Annotated in this window: 21 protein-coding genes and 2 pseudogenes; 11 read left to right on the top strand and 12 right to left on the bottom strand. The window is 44.1% G+C overall.

What is annotated here, in order from left to right; genetic code table 11:
- The first annotated feature begins 99 nt into the window (after positions 1 to 99).
- Together QUA04_RS20330 and QUA04_RS20325 are read left to right on the top strand one after the other, a co-directional pair.
- Positions 100 to 894 (top strand): WecB/TagA/CpsF family glycosyltransferase, encoded by a 795-nt coding sequence (locus QUA04_RS20330; protein WP_333259827.1) that lies wholly within the window; start codon positions 100 to 102, stop codon positions 892 to 894.
- Positions 895 to 1,088: 194 nt separating this feature from the next.
- The gene (locus QUA04_RS20325; protein WP_333259824.1) at positions 1,089 to 1,532 is read left to right on the top strand and encodes a DUF4079 domain-containing protein; all 444 of its coding nucleotides are present in this window, start codon (positions 1,089 to 1,091) and stop codon (positions 1,530 to 1,532) included.
- 81 nt (positions 1,533 to 1,613) lie between these two features.
- On the opposite strand, the gene QUA04_RS20320 is transcribed toward QUA04_RS20325, so the two are convergent.
- Positions 1,614 to 2,522, bottom strand: coding sequence for an alpha/beta hydrolase (locus QUA04_RS20320; protein ID WP_333259821.1), 909 nt, complete (start codon positions 2,520 to 2,522; stop codon positions 1,614 to 1,616).
- A gap of 371 nt (positions 2,523 to 2,893) precedes the next feature.
- The gene (gene ubiG, locus QUA04_RS20315; protein ID WP_333259818.1) at positions 2,894 to 3,739 is read right to left on the bottom strand and encodes a bifunctional 2-polyprenyl-6-hydroxyphenol methylase/3-demethylubiquinol 3-O-methyltransferase UbiG; all 846 of its coding nucleotides are present in this window, start codon (positions 3,737 to 3,739) and stop codon (positions 2,894 to 2,896) included.
- A gap of 225 nt (positions 3,740 to 3,964) precedes the next feature.
- Between ubiG and QUA04_RS20310 the strand changes: the two genes are divergently transcribed.
- On the top strand, positions 3,965 to 4,696 hold the full coding sequence (locus QUA04_RS20310; RefSeq protein ID WP_333259815.1) for a TIGR04283 family arsenosugar biosynthesis glycosyltransferase: 732 nt from the start codon (positions 3,965 to 3,967) through the stop codon (positions 4,694 to 4,696).
- Positions 4,697 to 4,710: 14 nt separating this feature from the next.
- Here QUA04_RS20310 and QUA04_RS20305 read toward each other — a convergent pair whose 3' ends face one another.
- The 4 genes from QUA04_RS20305 to QUA04_RS20290 form a co-directional block, all read right to left on the bottom strand.
- Positions 4,711 to 5,763: an acyltransferase gene (locus QUA04_RS20305; RefSeq protein ID WP_333259812.1), complete on the bottom strand. Its 1,053-nt coding sequence runs from the start codon at positions 5,761 to 5,763 to the stop codon at positions 4,711 to 4,713.
- 238 nt (positions 5,764 to 6,001) lie between these two features.
- Positions 6,002 to 6,688, bottom strand: a complete 687-nt coding sequence (locus tag QUA04_RS20300; RefSeq protein ID WP_333259809.1) for a DivIVA domain-containing protein — start codon at positions 6,686 to 6,688, stop codon at positions 6,002 to 6,004.
- On the bottom strand, positions 6,571 to 7,149 hold the full coding sequence (gene coaD / locus QUA04_RS20295; protein ID WP_333259805.1) for a pantetheine-phosphate adenylyltransferase: 579 nt from the start codon (positions 7,147 to 7,149) through the stop codon (positions 6,571 to 6,573). Before coaD ends, QUA04_RS20300 begins: the two co-directional genes overlap by 118 nt.
- 142 nt (positions 7,150 to 7,291) lie before the next feature.
- Positions 7,292 to 8,125, bottom strand: a complete 834-nt coding sequence (locus QUA04_RS20290) for a M15 family metallopeptidase (protein WP_333259802.1) — start codon at positions 8,123 to 8,125, stop codon at positions 7,292 to 7,294.
- 55 nt (positions 8,126 to 8,180) lie between these two features.
- Here QUA04_RS20290 and QUA04_RS20285 point away from each other — a divergent pair, with 55 nt between their 5' ends.
- Entirely contained in the window at positions 8,181 to 8,324 is a 144-nt protein-coding gene (locus QUA04_RS20285) for a hypothetical protein (protein ID WP_333259799.1), read from the top strand.
- A gap of 26 nt (positions 8,325 to 8,350) precedes the next feature.
- Here QUA04_RS20285 and QUA04_RS20280 read toward each other — a convergent pair.
- From QUA04_RS20280 to QUA04_RS20265, 4 genes and pseudogenes are all read right to left on the bottom strand, one after another.
- Positions 8,351 to 8,563 (bottom strand): annotated as a pseudogene (locus QUA04_RS20280) (helix-turn-helix domain-containing protein).
- A gap of 183 nt (positions 8,564 to 8,746) precedes the next feature.
- Positions 8,747 to 10,927: a pentapeptide repeat-containing protein gene (locus QUA04_RS20275; protein WP_333259796.1), complete on the bottom strand. Its 2,181-nt coding sequence runs from the start codon at positions 10,925 to 10,927 to the stop codon at positions 8,747 to 8,749.
- Positions 10,928 to 10,985: 58 nt separating this feature from the next.
- Positions 10,986 to 11,360, bottom strand: coding sequence for a transcriptional regulator (locus tag QUA04_RS20270; protein ID WP_333259793.1), 375 nt, complete (start codon positions 11,358 to 11,360; stop codon positions 10,986 to 10,988).
- A 4-nt stretch (positions 11,361 to 11,364) separates the two neighbouring features.
- A pseudogene (locus tag QUA04_RS20265) lies at positions 11,365 to 11,694 on the bottom strand (type II toxin-antitoxin system RelE/ParE family toxin).
- 272 nt (positions 11,695 to 11,966) lie between these two features.
- Between QUA04_RS20265 and typA the strand changes: the two are divergent.
- The 3 genes from typA (at position 11,967) to QUA04_RS20250 (ending at position 14,347) form a co-directional block, all read left to right on the top strand.
- A complete protein-coding gene (gene typA, locus QUA04_RS20260; RefSeq protein WP_333259790.1) occupies positions 11,967 to 13,757 on the top strand; it encodes a translational GTPase TypA in 1,791 nt (596 codons plus the stop codon).
- Between the two features lie 102 nt (positions 13,758 to 13,859).
- Positions 13,860 to 14,081, top strand: coding sequence for a hypothetical protein (locus tag QUA04_RS20255; protein WP_333238302.1), 222 nt, complete (start codon positions 13,860 to 13,862; stop codon positions 14,079 to 14,081).
- Entirely contained in the window at positions 14,081 to 14,347 is a 267-nt protein-coding gene (locus QUA04_RS20250; RefSeq protein WP_333093428.1) for a Txe/YoeB family addiction module toxin, read from the top strand. Before QUA04_RS20255 ends, QUA04_RS20250 begins: the two co-directional genes overlap by 1 nt.
- 107 nt (positions 14,348 to 14,454) lie before the next feature.
- Here QUA04_RS20250 and QUA04_RS20245 read toward each other — a convergent pair whose 3' ends face one another.
- Positions 14,455 to 15,543, bottom strand: coding sequence for a tetratricopeptide repeat protein (locus tag QUA04_RS20245; RefSeq protein ID WP_333259787.1), 1,089 nt, complete (start codon positions 15,541 to 15,543; stop codon positions 14,455 to 14,457).
- Positions 15,544 to 15,716: 173 nt separating this feature from the next.
- Here QUA04_RS20245 and QUA04_RS20240 point away from each other — a divergent pair, with 173 nt between their 5' ends.
- The 4 genes from QUA04_RS20240 to QUA04_RS20225 all read left to right on the top strand — a co-directional run bounded on the left by QUA04_RS20240 (position 15,717) and on the right by QUA04_RS20225 (position 19,028).
- Positions 15,717 to 16,262, top strand: coding sequence for a hypothetical protein (locus QUA04_RS20240; protein ID WP_333259784.1), 546 nt, complete (start codon positions 15,717 to 15,719; stop codon positions 16,260 to 16,262).
- 137 nt (positions 16,263 to 16,399) lie between these two features.
- On the top strand, positions 16,400 to 17,272 hold the full coding sequence (locus QUA04_RS20235) for a ParA family protein (RefSeq protein ID WP_333029965.1): 873 nt from the start codon (positions 16,400 to 16,402) through the stop codon (positions 17,270 to 17,272).
- Positions 17,269 to 17,715, top strand: a complete 447-nt coding sequence (locus tag QUA04_RS20230) for a hypothetical protein (protein ID WP_333259781.1) — start codon at positions 17,269 to 17,271, stop codon at positions 17,713 to 17,715. Before QUA04_RS20235 ends, QUA04_RS20230 begins: the two co-directional genes overlap by 4 nt.
- Positions 17,716 to 17,765: 50 nt before the next feature.
- Positions 17,766 to 19,028 carry a hypothetical protein gene (locus QUA04_RS20225; RefSeq protein ID WP_333259780.1) on the top strand — a complete coding sequence of 421 codons (1,263 nt, stop codon included), beginning with the start codon at positions 17,766 to 17,768 and terminating at the stop codon, positions 19,026 to 19,028.
- A 141-nt stretch (positions 19,029 to 19,169) separates the two neighbouring features.
- Here the strand turns inward: QUA04_RS20225 and hpsL are convergent, their stop codons facing one another.
- A complete protein-coding gene (hpsL, locus tag QUA04_RS20220; protein WP_333259843.1) occupies positions 19,170 to 20,834 on the bottom strand; it encodes a hormogonium polysaccharide biosynthesis protein HpsL in 1,665 nt (554 codons plus the stop codon).
- Between the last annotated feature and the right edge of the window lie 277 nt (positions 20,835 to 21,111).

Raw genomic sequence — 21,111 nt, 5'->3', positions numbered from 1 at the left:
ATATTGACTGAAGATCCCAAGTAGTTAAAACACGAAACTGTATTGTGGGTTATAATAGTTTGAGTTGTAGTTTAATATAAAGCGGGAAGGGCATCATAAATGAAAACAGTTAATTTATTGAATGTCTCGATAGATAACTTGTCAATAACAGAGTTGTTTGAGAAACTCGACTGCGAAGGTGGTGTCGTATTTACACCCAATGTAGACCACTTGATTAAGTTGCAGTATGACCGCGACTTCTATGAAGCTTACAATACATCTACTTATAGAGTCTGCGACAGTCAAATATTGATGTATGCCTCCAAGTTTTTGGGTACTCCTCTAAAAGAAAAGATTTCTGGTTCGGATTTGTTTCCTGCATTTTATATGTATCACAAAGATAACGAGAAGATTAAAATATTTTTGCTAGGAGCTGCTGAAGGTATTGCTAGGAAAGCCCAGGAAAAAATTAACCAAAAAATTGGGAGAGAAATAGTAGTTGAAGCACTTTCTCCTTCTTTTGGCTTTGAAACAAATGAGGAAGAATGTGAAACAATAATTAACGCGATCAATAAATCAGGAGCGACAGTTCTGGCTATAGGAGTGGGAGCGCCCAAGCAAGAGAAGTGGCTGGTTAAATACAGGAGCCAATTAACACACGTCAAAATTTTCTTAGCCGTAGGTGCAACAATTGATTTTGAAGCTGGTTGCAAAGCCCGAGCTCCCAAATGGATGAGCGAAGTCGGCATAGAATGGGCGTACAGATTGTTAAGTGAACCTAGAAGGTTGTGGAAAAGATATTTGATTGAAGGTCTGCCCTTTTTCCGATTAATCTTAGAACAAAAATTAGGGTTTTATAAAATGCCTTTCATGGAGAGCCAAACCAGCCAGCTAGAATGGAAAGGTGGCTCCTAAAAAGGTGAGCCACAAATCTCTAGCGTAAATTAAGCTGAGTATCGGAGAAAGTAGGTTTGACTTCAAGGTAAGACTGATGCAATCTGTGGATAGTCCGATCGCACTTTCTCTCAAAATAATTCATTTTTGCTTTCAAGTCCAGGTAAAATCGGAAAGAAACCTTTTGTGGAAAATCCTAATTAGGGATGCAACCGATGAATCTGCCTTCTTTCTTGTGGTTGTGGAAAATAGCGGCTTGGTCAATGGGTGTTTCCCTGTTGGCTTATCTGTTGCTGGCCGTTACTGGAACGTGGATGTTTGCCGCTAGGAGTACCAAACAACCGCGCCCAAAATGGCTGCGTCCCTTTCATTTAGTCATTGGTGCGGGGATGGCAACCTTGGTGATTTTACTGCTGGGAATTGGTGTAGTCGGTACGCTAGGATACTACGGCAATTTGGGTCACTCGGCTCATTTACCGGCGGGGTTAACTGTTGTGGCTTTGGTGTTGGTTTCTGTGGGAAGTGGCCTGCAAATTGGCCCTAAACATCCTTGGGCGCGTCCCCTCCACATCGGCACTAATTTAGCCTTGTTTGGGGGATTTGTGACGGTGTTGCTCACAGGATGGACGATAGTACAAAAGTATTTGCCGAAAGTTTGAAACCTGTCTATTTGACCTCAAACTATACCAAATGTGCAAGTAAAAACATATATTTAAGGTGCGCCGCAGCCCACCCTAGGTTTAATTTTTTTGCGTGAGTCCGCTTTTTGTGATGAATTCTAAAATATGCTGCGCGGTAATCTGTGGCTTTTCTAAATGGGGAACGTGCCCGCAGTCGGGTATCCAAATTAGTTGAGAATTTGCGATCGCCCTTGCAAACTTTTCCGCATCGGCCGTCCCCAAAATCCGGTCTTGTTTTCCCCACAAAATCAGCGTCTGCTGCTGAATTTGCGATAATTTTTCCCCAAAACCACCGTAACCGCCACTTTTGGTAAACGCAATTAAAGCTTGATTCCAGTTGGGCATTTCCAAGTGTAAAGCCGCACAAGTTTGAGCGTCTAGAGAAGCCAAATTTTTATCGAAATAAGCATTGACGCTAATTCGCTGGCGAATTTTGGGATTGCGTAAAAATGAAGTTGCCAGATACCCTAAAGGAGGAATTAAAAACTTTCCCTTATTAGAACTGATGGCAAAACCTGCGCTATCTATTAACAGTAATTGTTTCACAGCTTCGGGATAATTGAGAGTGAAATCAATTGCTGCTGCACCTCCCATTGATGCGCCAACTAAGATTACAGGCTGCGAAATTAGCGTTTTCCAAAAATAGTAAAGGTGACTTTCAATTGCCCTCGCGCTGAATGCCAAACCTGCCGCTCTTTCTGTAAACCCGAAACCCAACAAATCAACCGCCCAAGTTTCATTTCCGGCAGCTAGCAGCGGCAACAGGCGGCGGAATTCAAACAAAGAACTGTCGAAGCCGTGAAGTAGCAAAATCGGTGTGTTGCCGCTGCCTTGGCGCACGTAGGTTGTGGCAATTGGCCCCGAAGATAGGGGAGTTGTAATTGCCTCCCGTTGAATGCTTTGGGCTAAGGCAATTGAGGTAGATTCTGTGAGTTGTGTGATCGACTTTGGCAGAAAACTTGCTGGCATAATTCTTGATAAATTGTGAATCGATAGGGGCGATGCCACTCTGTCCGCCCTAACATTTAAGTATATATGCTTGCTCGATCGCTATTTTAGGAGTTGGGGCGAGCCATTAAAATTCGATCGATACTCAGTATGCCTTAGCCGAGGCTTAGGTTTGTCGTGCGATCGCCAATATAGCAATTCTCAATTGTCCGCAATACAGTAAGGATACGGCGCCGTGCCTACGGAATATGTGTATTGCACTCAACAGCATAAGGTGTACCGCTGCGTGCGTACCCTAAAAAATGCAATAGAGGCGGGTTTTAGCCGGATTTGTCGAGCGCAAAAATCCGTCTCCAACTAGCCCCTGATGACAACAGTCAACAATTAACTGACTAATTCTTCGCCCCAACGCCAACATACATAATCGACTGATCCTCATTAATTTTGATTTTAAACAACCCAGATTTTTTGTAATTCATATAGTTAGCTAAATTAGATGTTAGAGTTTGAGATACTTGTTTGAAAATACCCGCCGAAGGAAACACCTGCTTTCCGCGTGTAAAATCTTCCCAAAACCCGTGCATTGCGGCTAACATAGCGCCAATTTCGCCAAACATATCAAAACCTTTAATTTGAATATTGCCAAAACCAATATCCTGCATTACCACAGATAGTTCCTCCGGGGTAATAAATTTTTCCCAATCATGAACGCCCCGCCTAATCTCCTGCAAAATATTTTCCATCAGTCCAATCATCACAATTTGCGAGGAAAAAGTTCGGTTGATTGTATCAAAAAAGAACAGTCCCCCAGGCTTCAGAATCCTGTGCACCTCAGACACGACTTTTTTGTAATCGGCCACGTGTTCCAAAACATCCACGCAGATGACAACATCAAAGGTATTGTCGTCGTAGGGCATATTTTCGGCAAAACCTTGCCTGTAGTCAATCTCAAAACCGCTGGTAACTGCGTGATTTTGAGCGGCTACAATACATTTCTCAGAGCGATCTATTCCAGAAACAATAGCACCTCTCTCGGCCATAAACTCGCAAGAAAAGCCGCCGCCGCACCCAACATCTAAGGTTTTCAGCCCTTGCCAATTAGTCGCGTGTCTGTCGAAAAACTCAAATCTGGGTTTGTTTAGATGGTATAAGGCATAAATTTTAGCATTTTCGTCCCACCAATTATCTGCATTTTCCTCATAAAATTCTAAATCATTTTTTACTTCAGTTTTCGGCACGATTTTTTCATTCCTGATTAGTGGAAAATATATATGGCGATTGCACATTTGCTGGATTTTAGAGGACGCCAATACACCTAATTTTTGTGAAAAAACCGAGGTTTCGTGACAAGTTCGCAGGCAGACACCGGGTTTCTGAATCCGCGCGCGTAAGTTCTATTTTATCGTTAGTTGTGAATCGCCACAGTTTTTTATTATAATAGCTCTGGCATAAATTTCAACCAGATGGATCGCGTTTCTATTATTATCCCAGCCCTCAACGAAGCGACTTGTCTGGAACGCACCCTCCGCCAACTCAGCATCCTTAATCCTCCCGCTTGGGAAGTGCTGGTGGTAGACGGCGGCAGTCAAGACGAAACAGTGGCGATCGCACTTTCCGCCGGCATCCGCGTTATTTCTAGCAGTATAGCCGGGCGATCCCTGCAAATGAACTTAGGTGCTCAAGTCGCCACCGGTGAAATTCTGTGCTTTCTGCACGCCGATACTTTAGTTCCCGACGACATGGTAGCAGTCATCCAGAAAACATTGTCCGATGCCGAAATTTCCGGCGGCGGGTTTATCTCCCTGATGGCTGGTTCGCAGCAAACAAGATGGGGTTTTTCCCTCCACAATTACCTGAAAACTTATTACGCGCCACTGTTATTTAGACCTCATTTATTTTTCCAAGGATTGCGCCTGCTGTTTGGCGACCAAGTTATTTTTTCTCGCCGTACCGATTTTTGGGAATGCGAGGGTTTCGATGCCGCGCTGCCAATTATGGAGGAAGCAAATTTGTGTTTGAAGTTAGTGCGACGGGGGAGACTTAAGTTAGTCAATCGGATAGTGGAAAGTAGCGATCGGCGAGTTGCGAATTGGGGCGAAATTAAAGCTATTGCGATCTATCTTTCGATTGGTTTTTTGTGGGGTTTTGGCGTTTCCCCAAGGTATCTCAAGCAGTTTTATGAAGACATCCGCTGAAACAGAAAATTTGATTAAATTCCCAAAATGTAATGCCTGTAATTTTTGGGCAAAACTTTTTCCAACAGGTAAATAATCGCCCAACAACCTAACAAAGTCCCCGTAACTAAAAAGCCGAGCTTCAGCAGCGGATGTACGGGGTCAATAAACTTATAAAACACTAACGCCACATATCTTACTACTGTCGAATCCAGGAGATATATAGGGAATGAATAAGCAGCCAATATTTTGACTAACCCAGATACTCTACTGGGAAGTGCGATACTCTTAGAAAATGCGAGGATCGATAATACGAACAAAATAGCGTATCCTTGAGCATATAGTTTAAAAAACGAGCGGAGAAACCATCCCTCCGAATTAACTCCACTTATCAGGTAATATTCCCAAATGCTCGCTAGATAAAAAACGAGCGTTGCCCCAAAAATTGGCATTTTTTTCCGTTCGAGAACGGGTTGAATTCTGTCATACGAGCTGCCCAAAAATAGACCAGTGGAAAATGGTAAAATCCAACTGAAAATCCAGCGCTCCATCAAAGGTAGAGGTATTGATATGTATTGGAAAGCGGTTAAGTAAAAGAAGATTGTAAAAATTGTTTGAATTGTTATGCCCAAAGCCAAAACTTTTCTGGCTTCTAAAAATCTTAATTTCACGAGAAGCCACCACCAGCCGTAGCATTGAACAATCACAACGATGAAGTAATAGGGAGGCATCACTGAACCAGTCAAGATATCTCTGAGTAATGAAAGTAAATCAAATTTTTGGATTTCTCCAAAATTATTTAAGATGTACAAAGCTACTGACCAAAACAGATAAGGGGGTATAATTTTGGACAGTCTTTTTTGGACTACCAGTGCGGGATTATTTTGATTTTCCAGTTTGTGGGTGAGAAAAAAACCGCTCAACAGTAAAAATGCAGGTACGCAAAATAGTTGAAATGTATCGATCGCCACAAATAGAATTCTGCGATCGCGAAATGCCAAGAACCCAGCATGAGTAGTCACCACACTGACGATAGCTAAAGCTCGGATCAAATCAAATTCAGCGAACCGATTAGAAACTTTTTGCATGGTAACAATTAGATTGTAAAAATTTGAATCTAATTAGGAATTTTTTGTCTGCTCAGTTTTTACCAAACTCTAGCATAAAATTTTATATTTGCTCCTATCTTCACAAAACTTATGTCGGCAAAAATAAGTCACCGAGTGCTGGGATTGAGGAATAAAGACTATAGATACTATTGGGAAAAAAAATCTACCTAAATTAGGTAGACTTTTAGAAATGTTTAAGCAAAGAGTTCACTGTTGGCTAACCGTTGTTGTGATGGATGTGCGACGCAGAAACACTATCCAACTGATCGCGCCCGTTGCGGATCACGCGCAGCATATCGCTCAGCTTCTGCTCGATATTATCGAGTACTTGGTCGGCATAATCGTCGGCTCCGTTTTGAATTTCCTCGCATTCAGCCATCGCCCTCACTCTCATCTCTTCCAATTCCTCTTGAGCCTGGTAGCGAATTTGTTCGACTTCCGCCAGCGTGGCCTGCTGAATTGCCTCACAGTCGAGCAAAACTTGCTGGCGCAACTGATCTGCCTCTATCTTCGCCTGCTGGAGCAGGCCCATATCGTTTAAAATTTCTGCTGCTCTCTGTTCTGCTGCTTCTATCACTTCCTGAGCGTAAAGTTCCGCCTCTTGAAGCAAGTCGTCCTTGTGCCGGATGATCGTCTCGGCTTCCTGAAAGGCGATCGGCAAATTTAGCCTCACCAAGTCTAACTGATCGAGCAACTGTTCTTCATCCACCAGAGTACGTCTGGTCATGGGAATTCGCGGGCTGTCGAGAACAATTTCCTCAAGCCTGTTCAATTCCCGCTGGATGTCTACTCCTGCGGTTCGGGTGGGATCTCCGAAGGCGGCTGTGTTCTGAGGTGGTTCGTTCTCAGTGCCGAGGCCGGTACTATCGGGTTCGATGCGAGTTGGTTCCTGCTGGCGTAACATTTGTAAATATCTAGGGCGACGTGTTTCGGAACAAGATGATCTACGGAGCCACCAAACTTGGCTATTTCTTTAACTACACTACTACTTAAAAAGCTGTACTCGTTAGAAGTTGCCAAAAAAACTGTTTCAATTTCACCCAGAAGGGTTTTATTGGTGTGGGCCATCTGGAGTTCCATTTCAAAGTCTGTTAGTACCCGGAGCCCCCGCAGCAGCACTTTGGCTTGTCGAATCTTAGCATAGTTTACTGTCAAACCCTCAAAACTGTCTACTTCTACGTTTGGTAAGTGTTGGGTAGAGCGCTGTATCTGCTCGATCCTTTCCTCTACGGTGAATAGAGGGGTTTTGCTGGGGTTTCTGACTACGGTAACAATTACCCGGTCAAACAGTTTAGATCCCCGCTCGATAATGTCTGCGTGACCGAAGGTAATGGGGTCAAAGCTGCCTGGATAGATTGCAATCACGAGTTTGGCTCAACGAAGTGAGGGAGAGTGGAGGAGTGGAGAAGTGGGGGAATGGGATAGTGGGTAGAGTGGGGCAGTGGAAGAGTGGGAGAGTGGCAAAGCCGGAGATGTGGAAAATCTTCCTTCTTCCTTCTTACTTCTTTTACTTTTTCATGGAATGAGCTTTGTAGAAAGTTTCGAGGCTTTGCTTGTCGCCGACAAACCGCCAATGCCAAGGCTCGTAACTGACGCCTTGGCTATTGTTTTTGGGGAAGGACATTTCAAAGCTGAAGGCGACGGCGTTAGCTTCTAACCACTTGAATGCTGGGGTATTTTCAAAACTGGGGCTGAGGTTGGTATCCGGGGCGCTGCCGTCGCCGATGTCGATCGCATAACCGGTGTGGTGTTCGCTGTAACCTGGAGGGGCGCTGACTTCGGCTCGCTTGCTGGCGTTTTGCCTGCGTTCGGCTTTCACGTCAAAAAATACGTGCTGTTGGTCTTCCAAGGAGCGAAAGCCGGATATGGGAGCGAAGTAGATGCCTGATGCCGCTGCGGCGTTGGCCATTTCCTGATATTTTGCTGCTGCTGAGGTGCGGAGTTTGACGCTACCGTCGGGGGTGACGCCTACCAAGTCTTTGGCTGGTGCTTCTGGGTACGGCAAGTGTCCTAGCAGGTTGTCTGGGGTTGCGGGGGCGGTGGCTTTGGGGTTGGTAGCTGGACTCGCGACCGATGCAGACGGCGAACTCACTGGTGCTGGGTTTTGTTGAGTTTGCTCTGCCTGACTGGTGGCTGGGAACAAGTTAAAGTTGAGGTGCAGCCAGATGCTGACCCCAAAGGCTAAGGCGGCCAACCCTAGCAGTTTCCAAATCACCCCTTTTTTCTTGGACTGACTCTGCCCTGCTTCTGGGTATGGGTGGTCTCGCACTGCTTCTGGAATTTCGTCGGCGACAAGCTCCGAGGCTTGCGGGGGTTTTCTTGACAGACTAGCGTTATCCAAGCCAGCTCCACTCCTGCACTTCAATAAGGCTCAACGTTAAAAATTGTAGACCGATATGGGCGATCGAACAGCTACAATTGCCGCTGAGAATATATCATCTCTTTCTGACCTCGCCCCGTCCCATCCGCCAACTCTCGCATCTGTTGCTTGGGCCCACAGTCGATCGTCCCTGCGAGGTCGAACTCGTTGGCGCTGGTAGCGCTGGTTTATTTTAAGTGTATTTTGTTACTGTTCCACAAAATCCAACAATTCTTCGATCGACACATCAAACGTCCGCGCCAATTTTAGCAGAGCACCGATGTCAGCCATTACCATACCGGGCGATCGGGCATAACTTTTAACAGTATTGTAGGATACCCCGGAGCGAGTGGCAACCTCTGTCAGAGTCCAACCGTTCTCGGCAGCTCACTCTCGAATCCGCAACCTCACCAATCCCATGCTTGACAAAGGGCAAGTATTTTGCATTTAAGTAATTAGATATTAAAGGGCGATCGTCCTCCGGCCTCAGAAACGGAAGAGCAATCACTTTTTTACACAACCTCTCATTATATTTATTTTCTGGTAAAAGAGTGTATGCACGCTTTTTGAGTAGAGTTTGTTGAGCAAACCCCTTAACTTATTTTATTCGTGAGTAGATCCATCTGGCATAATTGCACCAGTGAGTTTAGCATTTGCCAACTCTGCTCCTCCTATTTTTGCATTTGTTAAGTTAGCGCCAGATAAGTCTGCACCTGTTAAGTTTGCCGCGCGGAGGTCTGCTGAAATTAGGTCAGCACCACGCAGTTTTGCAACATATAAATATGCTTGTCGCAAATCAGCTTCGGTTAAATCTGCTGTAGTTAGATCGGCACTTTGTAATCTTGCATCATTCAAGTTAATCTGTCTTAAATTAGCACGGCTCAAATTTGTGCTGTCTAGGTTTGCTCCCTGAAGTTTTGCCCCATTCAAATTAACATCTCTCAAATCGGAACTCGTCAATTTTGCTGAACTCAAACTAGCCCCTTGTAAATTCGCTCCTTTTAAGTTAACACTGTTCAAATCCCTACCAGTTAGATCGGCATTTTGCAACGATACATAAGGAGCAATTAAGTAAGCGCCCGCTTTCACGGGATCGAAATCAGTAGGAAATAAAGTTGCTTGATTGCAAATAGCTCCTTGAAGCTGAACTCCTTTGAGATTTGCTCGATCGAGGTTGGCTTCTAAAAGGTTAGAATTACTCAGATTGGCATTTGTCAAATCAGCATTTTTTAGGTCTACTTTCCTCAAGTATAGCCCGCTTAAGTTAGCTTCAGCGAGATTTGCAGTTGTGAATTTTGTTTGTTGATTGAGTTTAGCAACGCTGAGGTTTGCACCGTTCAAATCGGCTTCACTAAAATTTGCAGATTCTAGGTGAGCTAATCTTAAGCTTGCTTTGCTTAACTTGGCTTTTTCTAGTTTAGTTGATTGTAAATTAGCCTGAGCGAGGTTGGCATTGATTAAATTTGCCTGATGCAGATTAGCATTCATTAAATTAGCCTGAGAAAGGTTAGCATTTACCAAGTTTGCTTGATGCAGATTCGCACTGGATAAATTAGCCTGAGAAAGGTTGGCGTTGACTAAGTTTGCCTGATGCAGATTGGTACTGGATAAATTTGTATTCGAGAGATTAGCCATTGATAAATTAGCCTGACTAAAATTTGTGCCATCAAAACGTGCATCCCTCATATCTGCTCCCTTCAAAATTGCCCCACTAAGATTTACAGCCTGCCAAGTTGTACCAATTAAATTAGCTTTATTCAGATTAGCATTACTCAAATTAACACCAGAATTTAGACGTTTTCCGCTGAAATCAGCACCAGCTAAATTAATTCCCGTAAAATCTCTTTCTTCCTCACTGTAACGCTGCCAAAACTCCTCAACACTAACAACAGGTTCCAGACCTTCCTCAGACTCATCCTCCACATCCTCACAGCTATCCTCTAAAGCAATATCTTCAGCATCCACCGCTAATCCTTCCAAATAATCGGCTCGATCCAAGTAATCAGAACTCGCTACAAACCGCCTTTCTATCTCCTCCTCATTTAATACTTCGCTGCTTTCAAATCGCTCAATTAATTGCTTGACAATTTGGCAGTCATTCGTGCGAATCCCCACTTCTTTTTCTGCACTTTGGTCGCTGTTAGTCAGCAAATTATGACTGCCCAACATGGCAAAAGTAGAATCACAGACTAAAAAGTTTTCGTGAGTTCCCAATAAAGAGAGACTAAATTGATCGGGATATTCGCTTGCTAATTCTTGCAAATCTGCCAAAGCATTGTAGCGCCATCCATTGCCGATATTTTGCCTGTCTCCCAGATAACCCCAGCCAATATTTATCAAACATCCTCTATTCAAACACTCTCTAAATTTGTCCAGCAATTCATCATTAATGCTGTTACAATTAAGCCAAGGGCAAACAATAATCAGCCGCTCTTGAGCTAGTGATAGGGCTTCCATCAATACAGCACGACTGTTAGGACGATCGCATACTAACTGATACTGAAAGTCGGGCTTTTGCTTTTCTGTCTTGGTGTCAAGCTCGATCGGTTGATCGGCAATGACAGACATATCGCCATTTCCCAAATCACACGGCTGTTGCAGGGAGGCAATTTCAGCAGTCAAACTTTCTAGCATTTGCGGTTCAGGGCGATCGTTAAATCGCTGTTCCTGTGCCTCTAACTGCCTCTTAAGTTTGGCTAGATATTTTTTCAGAATAACTTGCTCTTCTTCAAGCTGCAATACTCTCGTGGCTATGGATACTAAATCTAGTTCGGTTTCGGACATAGTGCTACCCTCAAATCAAAAAAACTTCAAAAGCCATGTCTGGAAAGTGGGCGCCTCATCAAATATTACCAACTTCCGCGAACTCAGCAGCACTAACAGAATCTTTCTCTTCCCTTTTATCCCCTTCATCAACCACAACAGTTAACTTCAATCCCAGAGCCTTCAGCCAACTTGCCAAAGCATAAATTGTTGCACTTCCTTCTCCCGACAACAAAACATCTAATTTTTCCAGATGCAATTTAGCATCTTCAGCAGACATATTTGGTTCGCCCAGAGCCTCAAATACATCTCTGATCGCTTTTCGCATGATTCCTAATTCCAAATCTCCTTCTTCCTCCTCAAAAATCTCTGTGAGATAGCCAGCCGAATATGCCGGCTCTTTGAGATTTGAAATTTTATAGGGGTGATAAGGTAAGCTCTTAGGCATTGTCATTGTCTTAACTCCTGTAATCTGTCCAGTATGTTTTAGCCTTGCGGATATCTTGCTCTTGAGTGCTTTTATCCCCGCCTATCAACAAAAGTACAATTGTTTCTTCTACTTGTCCAAAATAGACCCGATAGCCGGGGCCGTAATTTATCCTCAACTCATAGACACCTTCTCCGACTGCTCGATAATCTCCGAAATTTCCAGTCCCAACTCGATCGAGTCGCCGGTCAATCTTAAATTTTGCCTTGAGATCCCCCCGCAGGGAGTCTAACCACTCCGAGAAAGGAACTTTGCCGTCTGGCGTGCTGTAACGCTAAATATCCCTCGGTTGTACTTCCATAAAGCCGATCGTACTTGCACCCTCATCTTAATACCGGCGATCGCCCCGTATCCAACCTTCTTCACGTGGGCAAACTCAAGATCACCGATCGAAAGGAACTCTGCCGTCAGGGGTAGTGTAACGCTAAATTTCTCTCGGTTGCGCTTCCATAATCTTGATTTTAGCGACGATCGCCCTCCAATCTTACAGCCGCGCCCGATCGCCCCTTGACTCGATGCGCTACAATTATTAAGAAATCTTTAGTTAGCTCCGTTTAACGTTCCAGACGCATTATGAGTCTTCCCATTCGCAACGTCGCCATCATTGCTCACGTCGATCACGGCAAAACCACCCTTGTGGACGCTCTCCTCAGACAGTCCGGGATCTTCCGCGAAGGGGAAGAAATCCCAGATTGCGTCATGGACTCCAACGACATCGAGCGCGAACGTGGCATTACCATCCTTTCCAAAAACACCGCCGTCAGGTACGGAGAAACCCTGATCAACATCGTCGATACCCCCGGACACGCGGACTTCGGCGGAGAAGTGGAACGAGTTCTCGGCATGGTTGACGGCTGTCTGCTGATCGTAGACGCCAACGAAGGCCCGATGCCGCAAACCCGGTTCGTGCTCAAAAAAGCCCTCGAAAAAGGACTGCGCCCGATCGTCTTTGTGAATAAGATCGATCGCGAGCGAGCCGACCCCCACAAAGCCGTCGATAAAGTTTTGGATCTGTTCCTCGAACTAGGCGCTGACGACGATCAGTGCGAATTTCCCTATCTTTTCGGTTCCGGCTTAAGCGGTTACGCCAAAAAACACCTCGAAGACGAAGGGGTAGATATGAAGCCCCTCTTTGAAGAAATCCTCGACCACGTACCACCCCCCGTAGGCGACCCCAACAAGCCACTACAACTGCAAGTAACCACCTTAGATTACTCAGAATACGTCGGTCGCATCGTCATCGGCCGCATCCACAACGGCACGATTAGAATCGGTCAACAAGCAGTCTTAATCACCGAAAGCGGCGCGATTGTCAAATCAAAAATTACCAAATTGATGGGCTTTGAAGGCCTGAAGCGGATTGATATCCCAGAATCTTCTGCTGGTAATCTGGTCGCCGTTGCCGGTTTTGCTGATGCGTATATTGGCGAGACAATTACCTGCCCCAACGACCCGCAAGCGCTACCTTTAATCAAAGTAGACGAACCGACTTTGCAGATGACTTTCTCCGTGAACGATTCGCCGTTCTGCGGTCAAGAAGGTAGTTTGGTGACATCGCGACAAATTCGCGATCGGCTAATGCGAGAACTCCAAACCAACGTCGCCTTGCGCGTCGAAGAAACCGACTCTCCCGACAAATTCCTCGTATCAGGTCGCGGCGAACTTCACCTCGGCATCCTGATCGAAAATATGCGCCGCGAAGGATACGAATTCCAAGTATCTCAGCCGCAAGTAATCTACCGCGAAGTCGGCGGTCGTCCCTGCGAACCCTTTGAATGTTTGGTATTAGACGTACCCGAAGAAGCAGTCGGCGGCTGCATCGAACGCCTCGGTCAGCGGAAAGCAGAAATGCAAGATATGCACGTCAGCAGCACCGGTCGCACCCAAATCGAATTTTCAGTCCCCGCTCGCGGTTTGATTGGATTCCGAGGCGAGTTCATGCGGTTGACTCGCGGCGCTGGAATTATGAACCACAGCTTCCTCGACTATCGTCCCCTCGGTGGAGAAATTATCGCCCGTCGCAACGGAGTATTGATTTCCTTTGAAGAAGGAGTTGCAACTACTTATTCACTGAAAAATGCTGAAGACCGCGGCGTATTTTTCATTACCCCCGGAACCAAGGTTTACAGAGGGATGATTATCGGAGAAAACAACCGAGATGAAGACATGGAGCTGAATATTTGCAAGTCGAAGCAGTTGACAAACCACCGCGCATCTGGCGGTGAAGAATTGGCGCAATTGCAAGCACCAGTCGATATGAGTTTGGAGCGCGCTTTGGAGTACATCGGTCAGGATGAATTGGTGGAAGTAACGCCACAATCAATTCGTTTGCGGAAGGTTTCTAAGAAGTTGGTCAAACGCTAAAACAACTTGAGGGCTGGCAAAATTGCCAGCCCTTAGTGTCAACTTCAAACTTTATTTAAAGGCAATATTAATTTTTATAGAAATCAAAAATAGGTAAAAACGATGTCAACAGTTTATCGTTTAAAAGCCAGTGAACTAGATCGTAACTTTTTAGAACAAATTAAAGCGATTTTTGGAGATAAAGAGATTGAAATAATTGTCTCAGAATGCGATGAAACCGAATATCTTTTGAAATCGGAAGTCAATAAAACCAAACTGTTGAAAGCTATTGAAAATGTTAAAGACAGACAAAATTTAGTTGAAGTCGATTTACAGGATTTGTAATGAGTAGAAGAATTATTTTTGAATCTTCTGCTTTTGCAGATTTTAATGAATGGGCAAAATTAGACAAAAAGATTTATCGCAAAATTGTAGAATTGATTAAAGATATAGATCGATCGCCCTTTGAAGGATTGGGCAAACCTGAACCTCTGAAATACGAGTTAAGTGGTTTTTGGTCGAGGCGCATTGATAACGAACATCGTTTGGTTTACCAAGTTACGGATGAAGAAATTGCGATCGCAGCTTGTAAGAATCATTACAGTGAATGAAGCTTTAAGGAAGGTAGCAATTACTCTTTTTATCCGTTTACTAAATGCGATCACTCTCAATCTTCTTGCTGAAGTTCTTCTATTATATCAAGTAACTTTTGGTAATTTTATTCTTTTCCATGCCGACGATATAAATTTTTAGCATTGTGAAAATCCACATCTGCTTTTTGGGAATAGCCCAGTTCATAGTGGACAATGCCTCGGTTTTGATAAGCTTCAGCAAACTCTCGTTCAAGCTCAATTGCCTTGGTGAAATCCTCAAGCGCTTTTTCTTTGTTCCCCAAACGAGAGTGAATAACTCCCAGGTTGTTGAATGTTTTAGAATTATTGGGATTCAGCCGAGCTGCCTGGGTGTAATCTTCAAGCGCTCTTTGCAGATCGTCTAATTCCAAGAAGTAGACATCGCCTCGATTATTCCAAGCAAGGGCATCATCAGGATTTAGTTCAATTGCTTGGGTGAAATCTTTAAGCGCTTTTTCCAGATTGCCTATCTCTACATTATTAACACCTCGGTCATTGTAGGCTTGAGCATAGTCAGGATTTAGTTTAATTGCTCGGGTGTGATCTGCCTGCGCTCCTTGATCATCACCTAATTTAGAAGAAATAATACCCAGGTTATTGTGAAATATTGCACAATCAGGATTGAGCAATATCGCCTCTTTGTAATCCTCAATTGCTCCTGGGTAGTCCCCTAGTTCAGCACGAACAAGAGCCCGGTTATTGTAGGCATTTGCATAATGGGGGTTGAGCTTAATTGCTCGACAGAAATTTTCAATTGCTCCATGAAAATCTCTTTCCTTAGCCTTGTTTATTCCCAGTTTATCGTAATCCTCAGCACATATAGGAGAGTGCGATCGCACCCTCTCGACTACAACCTCGTCACAAAAGTTGTCCAGCACTTCCTCAATTTGCTCAGGTTCAGCATCTTGAAAATGAGGGTTACTCTGTTCTTTTTCCTCTGTCTCAGTTTCAGTGAGTGGATTAGCAATAATATCTCTCGAATCTAGCCCTAGCTTTTGACAAATCTCTTCAAAATTTAAACGGTCAACTGGTTCAGGTTTAAAAAAAAGACTAACAGTTGAGCGAGCTATTCCTAACTCTCGCGCTAAAGCAGTCTTATTTAAACTATTTCTGACTAAAGCTTGTTCTGCTTTTTTGAGGCCTTCTAGAGATGCCTTTAATCCTCTTATAGCCATAGCCTGACTCCAACACTTATGGCTATTGTAACTGAACGAAGGAAAGTCAGGCACAAACTCAGACAGAAAGTCAGACACATCCGATAGTTTACTCGGTCACAATCTCAGACACCGACCCTCGAAGCTAGGGATGTAGTGATTCACTACTCAAAACTTAGCTGACGGAATTAATCATGTACAACAATAATCAGCACAACGAAGCCGAATACTCCCAGCCACTACCCCCGCTTTCCCAAAAACAGGAATACGACTTCCAAACTCAAAAGAAAGTAGGAAAGACAGGAGAGGCGATCGTAGATCAGTGGTTGCAGATTCATGGCTATCGCATTGAGGATGTCTCAGATTTGCCACAGTATCAGAAAGCAGGTATTGACCGCGTACTAATTCGCCCAAACGGTTCAACTGCAACTGCTGAGTACAAGACTGATATAAAAGCCAAGCAAACTGGAAACTTGTTTTTTGAAGCTTCTGACGATCGCAACCGTCCCTGTTGGGGATGGACTTCGCAAGCCGATCTCTGGATATTTTTCATTCCTCAACAGGAGATATTGGTCGTCGAGCCGGGTAAATTCAGGTTGTTAGTTTCGCAGCAACAGCCAGAATTCTCGCAGAAAGTAGTACCAAATCGAGGCTACAGTGTAACTGGATTACCTGTTCCATTAGTAAAGGTGCGGAATATTGCTAGTCACGTTTTCAAGTTTCCTGACGTTCTTTTCTAAAAAGAGACTCGCTGTTAATCTGGCGATCGCCTTGAGTAGGCGATCGCCATTATTCGAGTAATAATACTTAGCAAACGCTAATTGGGCGATCGTTATGTTTTAATAAAAAATTGAGCAAAATCCAAACAAAGTCAGCCATGAGTCCTAAATCAATAGCCGTAATCAACTTCAAAGGCGGTGTCGGAAAGACCACCGTCACTTGGAGTCTGGGAAATATTATATCCCAAGGAACCGACTTAGAAGTCTTGATGTTAGACTTAGATCCGCAAATGTCCCTCACAGAGGCGATCGGACTTAACGAAAATACAGGTCATTTAGATGACAAGTTTGGTAAGTGGTACGAAAAATCTCTCAAGCATAGACTTACAATTTACGACGCTCTAGAAGTCTTTAAAAAAGCCGGACAAAACTTTAAATTTCCCGTTGGTTTCGACACCATTTATCAGATTGACGAACAGTTGCATTTTGTCCCTTCAGTTGAAGAATTGTATTGGTTGGATATCGATGGATTTGAGGGGAAAAGTGTTAAAGACTTCATCCGCAGATTCATCGGCAAAATCGCCAACTCTGCCAATCTCCCAAAATACGACTTGATGCTTTTTGACTGTTCGCCTTCCTTCAGTCTCCTCACCTACAGCGTACTCTCTTGCTGCGACTTAATATTAATTCCCGTCAATCCCGATTATTTTGGTTCTAGGGGATTGAGTTTAGTTTTAAACTCGCTTCAGAAACGGATTGAGCCTTATCCGTTTCCTAAGATAGCAGTCTTTATGAATAAAGCTAAAACCTATGGAGGATTGCTGACAAATGAAGTTCAGTTTTACATGAGAGAAGTAAAGAGACTTTGCGATGAGATATCAAAAGATAATAACATAGAAGTTAGATTTTTAGAATCGACGATTCGGGAAAGCGTCGGGCTAAAACGGGCGATTAATGAGGGAGAACTGCCGCGAGAATTAGTTAGAGAATTTGAAAAACTATGGCGCGAGTGTGAGGAGTATCTGAAATGAATAAAAAAGAAATTTTGGCGGCTTCCGAACAAGAAAGCGGGGGGTTAGTTGAGGAAATTGGCGAACTTAAGGAAATCTTGCGGGACGTTGCTCGAAAATTAACCCGGCTTGAGACTCAAGTCAAGCGGGGAGTGATTTCTGCTGGCTCAAAAACTTCGGATATTCCCAGGGGTGCTGATGTTAATAAACCTGCTAATTTATCTGCTGGCAATGTTCTAGAAGTTTATGAAGAACTGCGTTTACAAGCTAAGAGTGGTAATGAAGAAGAGGTGAGGCAAAAATTGTTGGCAATGAGTGCAAGTGACTTGAACTTGATGTGTTGCGAGTTAGGGATGCCGCCCAGCAGCAAGAATCCGTCTCGCAAAAAAATGTTTGAGCTAATTATTGGCAGAATTAAACAGAGTTTGAGGCTGTCGCGGCATATAGACAGACAAACACTGTGAACTACAGATAAACAGACAGATAAACCGACAAATAAACCAACAAAATGGGTTTGAATAAATTATTTCAACTTAGTTCGATCGCCCTAATCTCCCTAACACTCTCAATCACCTTGTTTCTGAGCCTGCAAAGCCCTTCGACCACAGCAGCCCAAAAAACAAGCATACTGGCGTTTGTGCCTCTCCAGAGGCGCGGCAGCGAGGTTAGAAACAGTTTATTTGCAGTCAACGCTAACGGTTCCTCCCGCCGGGAACTTGCACCCAATATAGATGTTAGCTATACCCTAGTTTGGTCGCCCAACGGCCAGCGACTGGCTTTCGTTAGCGGAGACACCGACATCTATACAGTCAATGCTGACGGTTCCCGACTAACTAAACAGTTTGCTGGGGATGCTTGCAAAGCAGTTAATTTTGAAATAGCTTGGTTTTCCAACAGCCAGAAATTTATTTTTGCCCGTTCTTGCGACGGTTTTACCTCGGATTCTCCCGGCAGTCAGTCACTTTATATAAGCGACACTTCTGGTATTAAAGGAACTAAATTAGTGCGGAATTTGGAAGTAGGAGGATATCCGCCTAAAACAGAAATTTCCTCGGAATTTTACATTTCACCCGACGGCCAGCAGGTAGCATTTGTCAAGGATAGAAATATCTCCAAAATGAATTCCGACGGTTCGGGAATGACCAAACTAACTAACAGTCCCGGCGAATATGTATCCGGCGGAAGTGAGCTTGTTTGGTCGCCCGATCGCACAAAAATTGCTTTCTTGTTCGGTGCTTATCCCAAACAGCAAATTTACACAATTAATGCCGATGGAACCAACCTCAAAAATTTGACGAACAACCCGCAAAATGAGGTTTACAACGTCAAACTATTTTGGTCGCCCGATAGCAGTCGCCTTGCTTACTATTACAATAAACCTGGCGATTTATCAGGCGAACAGCAAGATATCTACCTGCTCGACATTAACCAGGGGGCAGCCAGGAACCTTACCCAAAAACCTAGAAACTACGACGAAATTTCGTGGTCGCCGGATGGCAAATTTATTGCTTTCGTCGCCGGAGATTTCAATAATCAAAAACTCTACACGATCAATGCTGACGGGAACCAGCTCCATCAACTAGCTCCTCGGCTAAAACCGTCTGAAATTTCTGAATTAGCTTGGTCTTCTGACAGCCAGCAAATTGCTTTTATATTTAACGAAAACCAAGGAGACAAAAGCAACTTGTATGTAATTAATCGGGACGGGTCGGCATTGACTAAATTGACAAATGACAAGGATTTGAATGCTGGCACTCCGGTTTGGCAACCGCAGTAAAGTTAAAAGCCAAAATATGCTGTCGGGGTGGGTTTTAGCACAGATAAATCCAGAAGGGCGCGCTATCTTTGCATCGCCTTGGAGCGAAAGCGGGTTACTGAACAAGAAAGAATCCACCAAAATCAACACTCAAAAATATTCTCAAATTGGGGAAGATGCAATAATTTTTTTCTCCTTTAATGGCTGGTGAACTTGCAATTCATTTGACTCAACTTCCTGGTGTTTTTCATCCTGCACCTGTTTATCAATTTTGGGCAACTTTAAAATCGCCCCAGCTAAAACCCAATAATACACGGACACTGGATCTACATCCAGCGGATAGTATTGAGTATTGATCGTAATAAATGCAACAAACACCCAAAAACTAGCTCCGTAACTCCGCAAACTTTTGTCCTTGACTGATCGGTAAGCTCTAAAAGTTAAAAAAGCTAAGTGTAAAAGCATCATCTGAAAACTAATCATTCCCGGATAACCGAGTTCGTAGATCAACTTAGGTTGGAAAGTTTCAATTAGCTGCGTGGTACCAAATATTCGCGTTGAATTAGTTGCTCGTCCCACACCTCTACCAAGAGGTTTGTCAATGATAAAATTGTTGCTCTGCTCGAACTGATTAAAGAGAAACTGCTGGGGCGGTGCAGCATTCCAGCGACTAACAAAACTCTGCCACCGTTGCTCGATAATTCCCGGGTTAATAGCTGCACCGACAAATAGCAGAATCGCCAGTCCTGCACCGATGGGAATAAACCGTTTTAAATTAACTAATTGACCGGTGAGAACTAGGAGGATTGCTGTAGCAAGGGGAACCATAACTAAAGCAGTTCTTTGACCGGAAATAACTGCATTGGCAAATACTAATGCCATGCCAAATAAACCGATAACTCGCCACCAGAATGAAGGGTCGCAAAAGGCAGAGGCAAAGGTTAAAAAAGCATTAGAAATTAAAAACCACGCCCACTGCCAAGGCGCGACAAAAGTGCCCGGCAAGCGGACAAACTTGACTTCTGGACTGAACACCAAAGAACCGCCGACAAAACATCTAGCTTCCAGCGTTGCTTTATATAATTCTGCCCCGGTCATTCCTCTGGTTCCCGCACACTTTCCACTTTGCAGCAACAGGTACTGAATCAAACCGAGAAGGCAGCAAACGATCGCCAATACGATGTGCATTCGACTAAAAAATACCAAATCCTTCTTAGTGCGGAGAAGATAATAGGTACAAGCAATCAGCGGTATGTAACCTATCAATACTTTTAAGCCGAGAATTCCTTGCAGAATTGGTTTGTCGCCCTTCATAGGGTTGAGCTGCATCTCCCCGTTGACAAAAATTAAAGTCAGCATTGCCATCATCAACAGGATGCTAAAGGTAGAAAGCATTTGTTTGGGAATGAACAGGGGCAACTGTTTCTTTTTGCAGCTTTGAATTAGGGCGATGAGGGCTGGTATGTAGAAAGCATCTTTGGCTACTTGAAATGCAGCATTCCCGCCGCCAACTGCGTAGGTAATTGTACCACTGAAAGGCAGGTAAATTAGAAAAGCCCACAAAGCTTGACGGGGGTATTTGTAGGAAAGCAGCAAGATCGCTGCGGCTGCGCCTCCTGCAATAGCAATCTTAGCGCGGGCTACGAACAACAGGGGAATGGTGAGAGCAACGCTGACTAAGCAGCTTATGGCGATCGCCTGCACCAATTCAGTGCGCTTTTGTGAAAGTTTTCGTTTTTGTGCAGCTACTTCTTTTTTGCTTAGCGCTGTGGTTTTTTCGCTGTGCTTTAGTTTGGATTTTTTGGATTTGCGCTTGGTTTTCAACATATAGCAGAAGGAAGAAGGAAGTTCGGCAACGGATTCTGTAACGGGTGTAACGGATGTCAGGAAGTTCGGCAACGGATTCTCTAACGGATGTAACGGATTTAACGGATGTAACAAATGGAAGGAAGAAGGAAGAAGGAGGGAAGAAGGAGGGAAGAAGGAAGAGGGATGCAGGGTAAGCTCATCTAATTTGGTATAAATTGTACGGCTCTCCTGAGTTTATGGTGTAAAATAGATCAACCAATACAGTTATAGTGATGAGCTTTCATTTAGACTATCT

The organism is Microcoleus sp. S13_C5 (genome assembly GCF_036700845.1).
In the GTDB taxonomy this organism is placed as follows: Bacteria; Cyanobacteriota; Cyanobacteriia; order Cyanobacteriales; family Microcoleaceae; genus Microcoleus.
The sequence above is the reverse complement of the archived record's forward strand: the minus strand, read 5'-3'. Positions and strand labels throughout refer to the sequence as shown.

Excerpts from the sequence above, each read along its gene's own strand:
- QUA04_RS20330 (WP_333259827.1), top strand. The coding sequence starts at position 100 with ATGAAAACAGTTAATTTATTGAATGTCTCGATAGATAACTTGTCAATA.
- QUA04_RS20325 (WP_333259824.1), top strand. The coding sequence starts at position 1,089 with ATGAATCTGCCTTCTTTCTTGTGGTTGTGGAAAATAGCGGCTTGGTCA.
- QUA04_RS20320 (WP_333259821.1), bottom strand. The coding sequence starts at position 2,522 with ATGCCAGCAAGTTTTCTGCCAAAGTCGATCACACAACTCACAGAATCT.
- QUA04_RS20310 (WP_333259815.1), top strand. The coding sequence starts at position 3,965 with ATGGATCGCGTTTCTATTATTATCCCAGCCCTCAACGAAGCGACTTGT.
- QUA04_RS20305 (WP_333259812.1), bottom strand. The coding sequence starts at position 5,763 with ATGCAAAAAGTTTCTAATCGGTTCGCTGAATTTGATTTGATCCGAGCT.
- QUA04_RS20300 (WP_333259809.1), bottom strand. The coding sequence starts at position 6,688 with ATGTTACGCCAGCAGGAACCAACTCGCATCGAACCCGATAGTACCGGC.
- QUA04_RS20285 (WP_333259799.1), top strand. The coding sequence starts at position 8,181 with ATGGGCGATCGAACAGCTACAATTGCCGCTGAGAATATATCATCTCTT.
- QUA04_RS20275 (WP_333259796.1), bottom strand. The coding sequence starts at position 10,927 with ATGTCCGAAACCGAACTAGATTTAGTATCCATAGCCACGAGAGTATTG.
- QUA04_RS20270 (WP_333259793.1), bottom strand. The coding sequence starts at position 11,360 with ATGACAATGCCTAAGAGCTTACCTTATCACCCCTATAAAATTTCAAAT.
- typA (WP_333259790.1), top strand. The coding sequence starts at position 11,967 with ATGAGTCTTCCCATTCGCAACGTCGCCATCATTGCTCACGTCGATCAC.
- QUA04_RS20255 (WP_333238302.1), top strand. The coding sequence starts at position 13,860 with ATGTCAACAGTTTATCGTTTAAAAGCCAGTGAACTAGATCGTAACTTT.
- QUA04_RS20250 (WP_333093428.1), top strand. The coding sequence starts at position 14,081 with ATGAGTAGAAGAATTATTTTTGAATCTTCTGCTTTTGCAGATTTTAAT.
- QUA04_RS20245 (WP_333259787.1), bottom strand. The coding sequence starts at position 15,543 with ATGGCTATAAGAGGATTAAAGGCATCTCTAGAAGGCCTCAAAAAAGCA.
- QUA04_RS20240 (WP_333259784.1), top strand. The coding sequence starts at position 15,717 with ATGTACAACAATAATCAGCACAACGAAGCCGAATACTCCCAGCCACTA.
- QUA04_RS20235 (WP_333029965.1), top strand. The coding sequence starts at position 16,400 with ATGAGTCCTAAATCAATAGCCGTAATCAACTTCAAAGGCGGTGTCGGA.
- QUA04_RS20230 (WP_333259781.1), top strand. The coding sequence starts at position 17,269 with ATGAATAAAAAAGAAATTTTGGCGGCTTCCGAACAAGAAAGCGGGGGG.
- hpsL (WP_333259843.1), bottom strand. The coding sequence starts at position 20,834 with ATGTTGAAAACCAAGCGCAAATCCAAAAAATCCAAACTAAAGCACAGC.